The organism is Johannesbaptistia floridana (assembly GCF_057440575.1).
Genome location: NZ_JALKVM010000362.1, coordinates 39584 through 51420 on the forward strand (window position 1 = coordinate 39584; position 11837 = coordinate 51420).

General features: G+C 35.2%; 14 protein-coding genes and 1 pseudogene. 8 read left to right on the plus strand and 7 right to left on the minus strand.

Features of this window, described 5'->3' with window-relative positions; translation table 11 throughout:
• The first annotated feature begins 259 nt into the window (after nucleotides 1-259).
• From upp to MW688_RS20255, 3 genes are all read left to right on the plus strand, one after another.
• Nucleotides 260-910, plus strand: coding sequence for a uracil phosphoribosyltransferase (gene upp / locus MW688_RS20245; RefSeq protein WP_486737821.1), 651 nt, complete (start codon nucleotides 260-262; stop codon nucleotides 908-910).
• A gap of 97 nt (nucleotides 911-1007) precedes the next feature.
• On the plus strand, nucleotides 1008-1103 hold the full coding sequence (psaM, locus tag MW688_RS20250; RefSeq protein ID WP_486737822.1) for a photosystem I reaction center subunit XII: 96 nt from the start codon (nucleotides 1008-1010) through the stop codon (nucleotides 1101-1103).
• A gap of 336 nt (nucleotides 1104-1439) precedes the next feature.
• Entirely contained in the window at nucleotides 1440-2213 is a 774-nt protein-coding gene (locus MW688_RS20255; RefSeq protein ID WP_486737823.1) for a fumarylacetoacetate hydrolase family protein, read from the plus strand.
• A gap of 4 nt (nucleotides 2214-2217) precedes the next feature.
• Here MW688_RS20255 and MW688_RS20260 read toward each other — a convergent pair whose 3' ends face one another.
• The 4 genes from MW688_RS20260 to MW688_RS20275 all read right to left on the minus strand — a co-directional run bounded on the left by MW688_RS20260 (nucleotide 2218) and on the right by MW688_RS20275 (nucleotide 4509).
• Entirely contained in the window at nucleotides 2218-2703 is a 486-nt protein-coding gene (locus MW688_RS20260; RefSeq protein WP_486737824.1) for a Spy/CpxP family protein refolding chaperone, read from the minus strand.
• A gap of 11 nt (nucleotides 2704-2714) precedes the next feature.
• Nucleotides 2715-3029, minus strand: coding sequence for a hypothetical protein (locus MW688_RS20265; RefSeq protein ID WP_486737825.1), 315 nt, complete (start codon nucleotides 3027-3029; stop codon nucleotides 2715-2717).
• Nucleotides 3026-3595 carry a sigma-70 family RNA polymerase sigma factor gene (locus tag MW688_RS20270; RefSeq protein WP_486737826.1) on the minus strand — a complete coding sequence of 190 codons (570 nt, stop codon included), beginning with the start codon at nucleotides 3593-3595 and terminating at the stop codon, nucleotides 3026-3028. The genes MW688_RS20265 and MW688_RS20270 overlap by 4 nt, the downstream gene beginning before the upstream one ends.
• Nucleotides 3596-3759: 164 nt before the next feature.
• Complete coding sequence (locus tag MW688_RS20275; RefSeq protein WP_486737827.1) at nucleotides 3760-4509, minus strand: hypothetical protein; 750 nt, start codon at nucleotides 4507-4509, stop codon at nucleotides 3760-3762.
• Between the two features lie 528 nt (nucleotides 4510-5037).
• Here MW688_RS20275 and MW688_RS20280 point away from each other — a divergent pair.
• Nucleotides 5038-5859 carry an FkbM family methyltransferase gene (locus MW688_RS20280; protein WP_486737828.1) on the plus strand — a complete coding sequence of 274 codons (822 nt, stop codon included), beginning with the start codon at nucleotides 5038-5040 and terminating at the stop codon, nucleotides 5857-5859.
• Between the two features lie 110 nt (nucleotides 5860-5969).
• On the opposite strand, the gene MW688_RS20285 is transcribed toward MW688_RS20280, so the two are convergent.
• Together MW688_RS20285 and MW688_RS20290 are read right to left on the minus strand one after the other, a co-directional pair.
• Nucleotides 5970-6536: a DUF3124 domain-containing protein gene (locus MW688_RS20285; protein WP_486737829.1), complete on the minus strand. Its 567-nt coding sequence runs from the start codon at nucleotides 6534-6536 to the stop codon at nucleotides 5970-5972.
• A gap of 14 nt (nucleotides 6537-6550) precedes the next feature.
• Nucleotides 6551-7864, minus strand: a complete 1314-nt coding sequence (locus MW688_RS20290) for an AAA-like domain-containing protein (protein WP_486737830.1) — start codon at nucleotides 7862-7864, stop codon at nucleotides 6551-6553.
• A gap of 105 nt (nucleotides 7865-7969) precedes the next feature.
• On the opposite strand from MW688_RS20290, the gene MW688_RS20295 reads away from it, so the two are divergent.
• The 4 genes from MW688_RS20295 (at nucleotide 7970) to MW688_RS20310 (ending at nucleotide 11678) form a co-directional block, all read left to right on the plus strand.
• Complete coding sequence (locus MW688_RS20295; RefSeq protein ID WP_486737831.1) at nucleotides 7970-8683, plus strand: CIA30 family protein; 714 nt, start codon at nucleotides 7970-7972, stop codon at nucleotides 8681-8683.
• A gap of 39 nt (nucleotides 8684-8722) precedes the next feature.
• A complete protein-coding gene (locus tag MW688_RS20300) occupies nucleotides 8723-9919 on the plus strand; it encodes a glycosyltransferase family 2 protein (protein ID WP_486737832.1) in 1197 nt (398 codons plus the stop codon).
• 56 nt (nucleotides 9920-9975) lie between these two features.
• Nucleotides 9976-10281, plus strand: coding sequence for a DUF3592 domain-containing protein (locus tag MW688_RS20305; protein WP_486737833.1), 306 nt, complete (start codon nucleotides 9976-9978; stop codon nucleotides 10279-10281).
• An 83-nt stretch (nucleotides 10282-10364) separates the two neighbouring features.
• Nucleotides 10365-11678 (plus strand): GTP-binding protein, encoded by a 1314-nt coding sequence (locus tag MW688_RS20310; protein WP_486737834.1) that lies wholly within the window; start codon nucleotides 10365-10367, stop codon nucleotides 11676-11678.
• On the opposite strand, the pseudogene MW688_RS20315 reads toward MW688_RS20310, so the two are convergent.
• A pseudogene (locus MW688_RS20315) lies at nucleotides 11675-11788 on the minus strand (DUF6464 family protein); the annotation flags it as partial. The gene MW688_RS20310 and the pseudogene MW688_RS20315 overlap by 4 nt on opposite strands.
• Nucleotides 11789-11837: the final 49 nt, after the last annotated feature.

The following is an 11837-nucleotide window of genomic DNA, read 5'->3' on the forward strand; positions in this document are numbered from 1 at the left end:
GATAGTTTTTTTCCTATCTATTCCCTCTATTATTTTCTTATTTAGTAACCTTGGTTAATCGATATAAGAGCCAACTATTTCCTAAGAAGACTTAAGGTAGCTTTTCTTTTTGCTATCTCAGTATCTTACTCAAGAAGCTCTCTTTGATCTTCGTGGACGTAAGCTGATTAATTCGCTTTTTGGCCACAAACATTAATTATACATGATTTAGAATAATTAAGGCAAGATTAATTATATTTTTTTTTGAAGGGGAAAAATAATGAGTTTACAACTACGAATATATGTACCAGATCATCCTCTGATTAAGCATTGGCTGGCTGTATCCCGGGATGTTAATACCCCCTCAGTGCTGTTTAAAACGGCTATGGTTGAGTTGGGGCGTTGGTTGACTTATGAAGCTACTCGCCACTGGCTACCTACTGTAGATTCAGTTGTCCAAACCCCTCTTAAGGAATCTCAGGCTACTCTCGTTAATCCTCAAGTATCTATTGCTGTTATCCCCATTTTAAGGGCGGGTTTGGCTTTGTTGGATGGGGCACAAACTTTATTGCCTTTGGCTTCTATTTATCACCTAGGTTTAGTGAGAAATGAGGAAACTCTAGAGTCTAGTTGTTATCTTAATAAGTTACCAGCTAAGTTCGATGATGACACTAGAGTGCTGATTTTAGAACCAATGTTAGCTACTGGAGGTTCTATTATGAGAGCTATGGAAGAAATCGTTGGTCGTGGTGCCAATCCTGAGTTTATTCGCATTATTTCTGTAGTAACAGCTCCTCCTGCTCTCCAGAGTTTGGCTGCTAAGTACCCTGAGTTACAAGTATACGCGGCGACTATCGATGAAGGACTCAATGACCGTGGTTATATTGTACCAGGTTTAGGAGATGCGGGAGATCGCGCTTTTGGAACTTGAGGGATTTTGTTATTTTTTGTAACGATTACTTGGAATCTGTCTAGGTTTTGAAGCAAATTAGGAGAAACGATAATTTACAATATAAGGAGCAAAATTTATGCCTTTATCAGATACCCAAGTATATATTGCTTTAGCTGTGGCAATTATTCCCGCGATTTTCGCATTTCGTTTAGCTACTGAATTGTACAAGTAAATTGTACAAGTAAATTGTAATCGACATGATCTCCTTACCCTCTTAATCATAGGCTAAGGAGATTTCATGTATTGCATCAAAACCTACTCATTTCTCTGCCTCAGGAATAGCATTAACCATCATTTGCAATAGTTGGAAAATACTACCTGTTGCCCAAGCTTGGGGAAAACAGGCTACCGGGTATTTAACTCATATCAAGCCTTCAGCAATATAAAGATGGGAATTTTTAGCCCTGATCAGAAAATAGAGATTGAGCAGAAAAGAAAAAATTGCTAAACTGTTGATTAGACAAATAACAACATTGCTCCAATAGCGACAAAGGAATTGCAGCAGCCTATGCCCAAAAGATATGTAAGAATCAAAACAAATCAAGGGCAAACATACTATGGTATCCTTAATCTCAATCGCCAAGTCAAGGTTTTAGAAGCCCCCCCTTGGTTAGGTGGAGAAGAAACTGATATAGTGCTAGATATAGATAAATACTCTTTACTAGCCCCTTGTGTCCCATCAAAGATAATCGCCGTTGGTAAAAATTACGCAAACCATGCAGCAGAAATGGGAGGGGATGTACCACCAGAACCCTTACTATTTTTTAAGCCTACCACAGCAATTATCGCTCACGAACAAAAAGTAATTTATCCTTCTCAATCATCAAGGGTAGACTATGAAGGAGAATTAGCGATAATTATTGGGGAAAAAACCAAAGACTGTTCACCAGAAGCAGCATTAAGCAAAATTTGGGGCTATACTATAGCTAATGATGTTACAGCTAGAGATTTACAAAAAAAAGACTCACAATGGACAAGGGCCAAAGGATTCGATACTTTCTGCCCTCTAGGCCCTTGGATAGTTAGAGAATTGAGTACAGATGCAAAATTACAAACTTTTGTCAACGAAGAACCTCAACCCCGTCAATCAGCTTTAGTTAGTGAGATGGTTTTCTCCCCGGAAAAGTTAGTAGCTTATATTTCTGAGATTATGACACTTTTGCCGGGAGATTTAATTCTCACAGGAACTCCCGCAGGCATTGGACCAGTATCAGTGGGAGATCGCCTACGAGTAAAAATTGAGGGGATTGGTACTCTAGAAAATACCGTTGCCAGCAAATGAGCAATCAAGGGCGATCGCCCTGAAATCTTCTGCCTTGGCTATGTCGCAGTTCCATCAAATCATTTAATTCCTGACGTTGAGAAGAAGTTAATACCTCTCTAATCGCTAACATATTTTCTAATCGTAAATTAGCGAATTCTTCTCCTAAATTAATTACTTGTTGATGTTGTTGGCGAATCTCATCCTCTGAAGCGTTGCTACCCATCATTTCTCGTAACTTCTCCCGCGCTAACATCAATTCTTCTCGACGACTATCTAATTGTGGTTGATATTGGTCTTTGATAGTCTGTAGTTGTTGTTCTTGAGATAAGGTGAGATCGAGTTGTTCAAGCAAATTTTCTCTATTTCCTCTGTTTCTACCATAACTACGGGAGGTATTGCCAAACTCAGCAGAATCTGGATGTGCGAAAGCAGTTAATTCCGTCCCAACTAAACCGAGAGAAAGAGTAGCTGTAACTGAAACTAAAGCAATTAAACGTAATAATTTCATGGTTTTTTCCTCTACCATTCTGTTAATGTCATTTCAATTTCTAGAGATTCATCCCAACTGTCAACTAAAAAAGTTTCTAAGATTTGGGATTGAGATTGATAGGTTAATGCAGGTTTAAAGGTTTGATAACCCATAACAACAGCAGCAAATCCCGCGGCGATCGCACCCGGTATTAACCACTGAGAAAAGTTCGCTTTTTTTCTAGGAGTTAAACTGTCAAATAGTTTTACCTCTAGATTACTTGTTGACTCTGGAACTATAGGACGATTTTTTTTTAAAAAACCCTCTAATTTGGGATCATTTTCGGGTTTGGAAAATTGAGTCATAATTCTACTCCTTGTTGTTGGAGAAATTTACGCATTTCTTGACGTGCGTAAAATAGCCGTGATTTTACTGTACCTACACGTATATTAAGAATAGAGGCTACTTCTCCTTGAGGTAAATCCTCTAAATCATGTAGGATTAATACAGCTCTATGTTTAAAACTCAAAGTTTGTAAACCTTTTTGAATCAAATCTTGATAGTGTAACTCCATCAATTTTGGGTCTGTGTGCATTTCTTGAGCTAAATCATAGTTTTTACTTTGATTTTCTCTAGTAGTGGCCAACTTACGCCGATAGTCATTGGCAATATTCCAAGTTATGCGATACAGCCAAGTAGAAAAATAAGCAGGTTGTCTGAGTTTAGGTAAGTTTTTCCAAGCTTTGAGAAAAACTTCTTGAACCAAATCATCTAGTAAGTAGCTACCGCACAATTGATAGAGTGTGCTGCGCACCCGGGAGTGATAATGTCTATATAATAGACGAAAGCTTTGTTGATCTCCTCTAGTTGCTCTTATTACTAGTTCTTGGTTATTTATGTTATCTAGCTCATTAGCCAAAGGTTTGACCATCAATTTATTTAACTGACAAATTCACTAGTATAGACTTAAACACTTTTTTTAAAGTTCAATTTTTCTATTATTTTTCTGTTTATTCTAATAATTAAAAAATTAGAAACACACAAACAATACCCCAACTTGTAGAACTTGGGGTAGTTCAATTACTTTCTGCTATCTTAATCTCCGTATATAGCTGCATCTGGTACTATATAGAATTCTTGATTGTTAACGCCAATGTACCAAGTATCATCTTGCTTCCCCCAGTTTAAATCGCTGCCAGTGGGAGTTGTTACCTTTTCAGGCTCAAAATTCAAAACACGTTCTGTACCAGTGGGTAGCAGGATCCGAATTGTAGCAAATCCCGGAGCATCTCTGAGAATACCAGCAGGGCAATCTTGATTATGAGTAACGGGTTTGGTCATATCAACTGAGTTACGTACTTCACAGCTTAAGATTGTTGTAGCGTTATATTCGTCCGTTGTGTAGGGAGAAGTAGGGTTGTTATTAGAAGATACTTGATGATTATTTATTTGGACATCTATAGTAAAATTAGCTGTTTGTTCACGTCTAGCTGCTGCCCGCATCATATAAACACGGATAGTATATTCACCGTCTTTAGGTAAGTTTCCCTGAAAGCTATCACCAGATGTTGAACCCACAAAAATGGCTGTATCTTCTTCTGGTGCTATGATATTAAAGTAGTTTTGACTATTGTCACTTTGTAGAATTACTGACATTGATTGCCCGCTACTAGCGCGGAGGATATAATCAACTATTTCATATCCTTGAATTTTGCCTTGGATAGTTGTCCCAGTTGTACCAGGTCTAAATTGTACACGCTCTTGGCGTATTTCATTTTGGGCTAAGGTGGGAGTAGTGGTAAAAACAGGGAGTAATAATGTGCTAATAAGTAAAAATTTGTACATTGTTGATTTTTTGCTCAAAAAAAAGAAGCTATAGCGCTACTTGATAGGGGAATAGTTAGGCTAGTAGTTGGTTTTACGATTTTATATGTCAAAGACCATTTTTTATACTACTACCAAAGAAAAGACGTAGGAATTTAGGAAAAGTTTCAATATCTCTCCACTTTGATTATTGATTTTTCTTCTCCAACAATTTCTGCATTTCTAAATATAGCTGATCTCGATAGATATCCTTATTTTTCAAATCTAAATCATCTTCATCGGCGGTTATGTGTTGAATCCGATTAACTGTAAATACTAATTTTAATGGTTGCTTGATTTTTTTGATTAAATGATTTTCTATAGATTGTACTTCTTGGGGAGTAATATCTTTATCCTCAATTTTGGTGATCTAGACACAACAAGTTTCTAAAATATAGTACATTGTTACCAAAAGTTTGTCAGATACTATTAATTTTTAATGTTGACTTGTGATATATTTTATGCTATAAAAATAGGCGTAGCTAGACTCAGGGAAAAAATAATTAAATTATGAAAAGTTTCTTAAAAAATCAAATAGCCTCTTCAAGAAGAAATATTTTAATTAGAGCTATTGCTAAAGTATCTAAAGAATTTTTAAAAGCTTATGAAAATAATAATGCAGATTATGAAAAAAATGGAGAAAAATATATTTTAAAAACTATTGCTAAATCAGGAAGAGATTTAAATTGCATTTTAGATGTAGGTGCAAATGAAGGTCAATGGGCATCTTTGGCAAGTTCATTTTTTCCTAAAGCAATAATTCACTCATTTGAAATAATACCTGAAGTAGCTGAACTAATGCAAAAAAACTGTGCAAATAACAAAAATATAATTGTTAACCCTAATGGTTTGGCAGATGTAAATGAATTAGTAGAAGTTAAATATAGTCCTAAAGCTAGTGTTGTAACTACACTTGTAACAATTAGAGGAAGTTTGGGTAATCCTTTAACTAAAGAATTTGAAATTAGAAAGATAAAAGTTCTAACAGGCGATTCTTATGTGGAGAATAACAAAATAGATAAAATAGATTTTTTGAAAATCGATGTAGAAGGCGCAGAAAATAAAGTATTATTAGGTTTTCGAGAAAGTTTAAAACAGGATAAAATTGACGTTATTCAGTTTGAATATACCTATCGTGTAAATCTTTTAACCAAGTTTTTACTTAAGGATTTTTACGATTTATTAAAACCTTTTGGTTTTAGCGTGGGCAGAATCTATCCTAATTATGTCAATTTTAAAGACTATATTTTTACAGATGAAGGAGCTGGTTTTGGCAACTATTTAGCTATTCATAACAAAAATAAGGATTTAATAAAACTATTAAGTGCTTAACTGTCTTTAATAAAAGTAATCACCGCTCTCCCAAATGCCAAAATTTCAGTAGTTATTTAAGAATTGTTAAATTTCCTGAATATTTACGTATAGTGCTTCAGTTCAGTTAATTAAGGGGCGATCGCCTCTTGGTTATCATCAATCACTTGACCTTTAGTCACAAAGGACATACCTTGCTGTGAAACGGTACTAATCATAATAGCTTCTATCAATGGTTGATTAACCTGACTATTCGCACCCCATTTGATAATAAACTTAGCACCCACACCACCGGATGTATTATCTTTAGCAATCACTACTTCTGTAGAAGCTAATGGCGATAATTTTATCGGCTGAGTTAAATAGCTGCTGACTTTTTCTCCACTAGAATTGTAATAATCTACTCTTTCAACTACAATTGAGTTATTTAAATCAGTGTTGCGAATACTAAGGGTAGCAGTCAGTTCAAAACTTCGATTGGAATTAAAATCGTAGATTTCTGAGTAAATAGGAACATAAACAGTCTGAGTAGTTGTCAGTGAAGTCATTTCTTCCTCACTAACAATAGTTATACCAGGTCTTGTTACTATTGTGCCTAATTCTTGGTTGCTAGAGTTGTTTTCTAACATTTGATCCGAACAACCAATTGTCAAAGCAAAAACCAAACTAGAAGGGATAATAAATTTCAATTTAAACATGATTAATAATTTGATTAGAGATTGTGATGAAAGTATTCTCTATATAGTAAACAACTAACTGTTAGATTTTGATGGTCTAATCTTTTAATCAATCCTAAACTATATAATTGCCAACTTATAATAGGGTCCTTGATTTCTAGAGGTTGTTGACTAGAGACAATCCCTTTAAAAGTCTCTGCTAGAGAGGGATTTTCCTGCAAAATTCTTAAAAGTTTGCGAAGATGGTTGCCATAGATTCCTGTTTCTTCTGTGGCGGTGGTAAGAATAAATTCTAAATTATTCTTATAGCTATCATCTTGCTGACTACTAAGATATTGAAAAGCAAGGTTTATTAAAAAAGGATGTCCCCCAACAAACTCCATTAATTTATGAATATCGTCAGCATTTAATATTAAGTTATATTGTTGAGATAATCGTTTAACTTCTTCTAAATTAAACTCTCCTAACTCTACTGTTTGTCCCACATTAGCTAGAGGAGATGTATGAATATTGAGCTTAGCATAAACATCTGTAGAATGAAGAAGAATTAAATGGAGTTTTTGCCAGATAGTACTATTTTTGTCTCCCTGTCTGGCTTTTTCAAACCAAGAACGAAATAAACGACAAATATTAGTATTAATCTGCTCATTTTCTAGTAACAAATCAAAATTTCTGATGACTAAAACTAAATCACTATTTATGTTAGGAAAAAAGATTTTTTCAAAGTAACGAGTTAAATTACGATTAGGAACTATAGGTTTTTTCCAGTCAGATAAAGATAATAAGTCTTCAGATAAATTCAGCTTTTCAATCAAACAGCAACAAAAGTTTTGCAAAAAATGCTCATAGTTAGTTAGGCATTCTTCATCTATTTCGAGAACATTATATTTAATTACTGTGTACTTACTAGAATCCAATTGATTTAAAATTCGATTAATAAATAAGCTTTTCCCCATAGAAGCTGGAGATTTAATACGTAAGAGAGAACCGGGTTCAACTATTATTTCTGTAACTTTTTTTTCTAATTCAGGTCTAATAACTAGAGGTGGTGAGTGATGATTGGTAGGTGATTGTACTGAGTCTTGATGTTCCCATTCTTGATAACTACATCCTAACAATAGCTTAGATAAGCCATCAATAATTCTCAGTTCACAGGAGAGTTTGTTCTTATTAAAGAGAATATCTCGTACCGAGGGTGGGGTAGGATGTTCAGTATCTAAATTTTTGATCCAGTCTCCAATAAATGGTTCCCATGATATGCGAGTTCCTAACCTATATCGATGGTCAAATTCTTTGGCTAAGGCTTGTTTTAAACTAATAGATAGGGGACGAAGTGTATTTTCAGTCATTAGATTAATTTAGCTTATTTCTATTTTCTTTCTATTTTTTTTCTATTTTCTCTACAAGTTTAAGTCTAAATTTACAATTAGTATTGTAGAGATGAAACAAAAACTATGAAACTAACAAAGAAGTCATTAACTTACGGAGTATTTATTAGTATATTAGCCGCATTTTCTTGGTCATTAGTGAGTTGTTCTTCAGCTTCTAATCAGGTGACTCAAGTAACTAATACTGTGGCATCGGTACCCATACCGGAAGGTTATACAGGTGAAATGATTGACGACTTAGAAGACGGCGATCGCTTTAACAATTTTCGAGGTACATGGTTTATCTACGATGATCGCTATTCTGGTGGTGATTCCCAAGTTATTCCCCCTGGTTACAGTACTTTTGTAGCAGCATCAGGAGGTCCCCAATCATCTCAAAAATATGCACAAATTGAAGGTAAAGTAACTACAACTTTTCCCAATGGATTTATAGGTATGGGGATGGACCTCAATCCTAACAATAATCAACCTCGTGATTTAAGTAAATATGATGCCATTGAGTTTTGGAGTAAAGGTGATGGCAAAGTTTATCGTTTCAAAATTCATAGTGAGGCTACTTCTGATTATGATGACTATGGCTATAATTTTACCACTTCACCTGAATGGCAACGCCATGTTATTCCTCTATCATCTTTAGTTCAAGAAGGCTACGGACAACCTGTTGATAGACAAGAGGCACTTTCTTCGGCTTTAAAAATGCAGTGGCAAACTGTAGGACAACCCCACGATTCAATTAATTTAGCCATTGATAATATTCGCTTACTAAAAAACAATCAATAAGCTTCAGTTCATCATTCATTTTTGGATTAATTTAGTACTATGACTCATCCTGTTCAACAAATCAACCAAACCACATCATCAGAACTTATTTATTTACATCCTTTTGCTGGTAAATTAGCTAAACTGACGGGAATATCAATTATTATCCCTACATTCAAAAGAGTAGCATTATGCCATAATTTGCTGAAATCACTAGCAATTAGTCAACAACAAGTTAATCTTCCTGTAGAAGTAATTATTGTTGATAATAGTCCTAAAAAAGAGGCAAAAATAATCGCTGAATTATCCTCTGTATTTGGAGTTAAATACTATCATCAACCTACTAGTGTAGCAGCTAAGCGTAATTTCGGAGCTAATTTAGCTCAGTATCCCCTGCTTTTGTTTATTGATTCTGATTGTGAAGCTACTCCTAATTTAATTAAAAATCATCTAGTATATTATCAAGAAAATCCTCAAACTCCAGCAGTATTAGGTAGCACTAAATTCAAAGGGAAAAAGTCTCTAGTTTGGGGCGCCCTCAAGTTTACCCCCTTTTTAGTTCCCTTTAGTTTAGCTGATGAATATGGAGAACAAATTTGGGGACCTTCTAATAATTTTTCCATCAAAAAAGAGATTTTTCAAAAGATAAAAGGTTTTAACGAAGAGTTTCCCCTGAAACCTGGAGGAGAAGATGTAGATTTTGGTTATCGACTCTATCAACACGGCTATTTATTTAAAACTAATCCTCAAGCTCAAGTTTACCACACCACAGAAACTTGGAATACTTGGCAGGAGAATTTCAAGCGATTTTTCAACTGGGGAAAAGGAGAATTTTATCTATACACAAATCACAACGACTATCTCTATTATGATCTTCCCAAAAGTTCTCTCTTGACTTGTTTATTTGTCATAGTTGCTGTGGTCTTTAGTTTTTTAAACTTAGGTGAAATGGCTTGGTTGTTACCATTAATTTTTCTGGTAACTAACTATTTATTTCGTCTAATTTTAAATATAGTAAATCAGCATAAAACCCTACCTAACTTGTTAAATATTGCCTTAGGGGAATTATTTATTCTTGTCTATGAATGGGGATTAACTTGGGAGTGTTTTTCTCAAGGTTGGTTTATACCTTTGTCTCATCGTTTAATTGTTGAAAAAGAACAATCTCTAGCAATCTGGAATCAACAAGTAATTTATACTTGGGTAACTTTTTTACAAATTACAGTCACTGTGGGTTTATGGAAATTAGTTAACTAGTTTTTCCAAGAGGCAAAAGAAAAGACAGTTATTCACTGGTAATCAAGGAAGAAATTATGGAAATTTTAATCATCATCATCATCATCATAGGTATCTTGTTGTTCTTTTTTAACTATAATCCTTTGCAGTTTTTTAAAAGAGAAACAACTAGGGGAATAGTTATTGATACCAATCGCAGAAGATGGACTGATCAATATGGAAACTCTCATACTAGTTACACTATTACTTATGAGTTTCAAGCAAACGATGGTCAAACTTATCGAGGTACAAAATCAATTAGTTCTAACAAAGTATCCCCTGGAACTTCTATTGTTGTTGAGTATTCGCCGAAGAATCCTAATAGAAATTCCCCTCAAGTCTAGTTACTTTAAAAAACTGGATATGAATCAAAATGCTAGAGTAGAGATCAGGAATTGGGCCTTTTAATCAGAGTGAATCTTAATCGATGAGTAATTTAGGAGAAAATCATCTCAATCAAGCTCGTGCCAGTGTACAACAGGCTTTATCTTGGTATTCTAGCTTTCGTCGCCATGGTAATTATCCTCCCTTGCCCGAATTACAAGGAGCAGTACGAGAAGATCTACAAACCTTAAAAAATTCCCTAGATAAACTAGAACAAACTGTGATTAATATTGCTACTTTTGGATTAGTTAGTCGAGGTAAATCAGCAGTTGTCAACGCCTTAGTTGGTAAAAGAGTGTTAGAAACTGGGCCAATTAATGGTGTTACTCAATGGCCAAAAACAGTTCGTTGGACAGTCAGTTCAGCCAAGGTACAAGTAGAACTCATTGATACTCCAGGGTTAGACGAAATTGCGGGAGAAGCAAGGGCAGATATGGCTAAACAGGTTGCTAGTCAAGCTGACTTGATTTTGTTTATTGTCGCAGGAGATATAACCCGCACTGAATACCAAGCCTTATGTGAGTTACGTCGTGCTCAAAAACCCCTAATCTTGGTATTTAATAAAATTGATTTATATCCAGAACAGGATCAACAAACAATTAAAAGGCAATTAGAAAAATTGGGGGGTTTATCTCCTGATGCTATTGTGAGAGTGGCTGCTGAACCTCAAGCGATACAAGTTAGAGTAGAATGGCCTGATGGTAGGGTAACTAGAGAGTGGGAAACTCCACCCGCCCAAATTGAGGAATTAAGACAAAAAATTTTAGAGATTCTCAATCGCGAGGGAAAATCTCTGTTAGCTTTAAATGCTTTGTTTCAAGCTAGGGAAGCAGAAATTAATATTGCTCAAAAAACTATTGCTATTCGTAAGGCAGAGGCTGAAGAGATTATTTGGAATTACGCTAGGTATAAGGCATTAGGAGTAGCAATTAATCCTATTCCTCTTGTGGATATTTTGGGGGGGACGATTATTGATTTAGTGATGATTCGTTCTTTAGCCCGTTTATATGGTCTGCCAATTACTAGTTATGAAGCGGGTAAACTCTGGAAAACTATTTTTACTAGTACCGGAACTTTTTTGCTGGGTGAAGTGGCTACAACTACCTTAATAGGTATAGGTAAAATTAGCGCTTGGGGAAGTTTCAGTGATTTTACTATCTACGCGGGTAGCAGTATCACTCAAGGGAGTATCGCTGGTTATACTCTCTATTTAATCGGCAAGGCAGCTCAAACCTATCTTCAACAGGGATGTACCTGGGGACCTTTGGGCCCTAGTACAGTTATTGAAGAGATTTTAACTCAAATTGAACCAGACACAATTATTGCCCGTTTACAGAGAGATTTACCTCAATTCTAATTCTCTCTAGGTTCAAAATATTTGCACTCCTGACATGGTCCCTCAGGGTGAACGGCACAGCGTATGACTGGAGACCTGGCATTAAAACGACAGTTAATATCTCCAATTACCGCTTCTAAAAATCTACTCAAATTTACTCAAACAGCAAAATAAGACAGA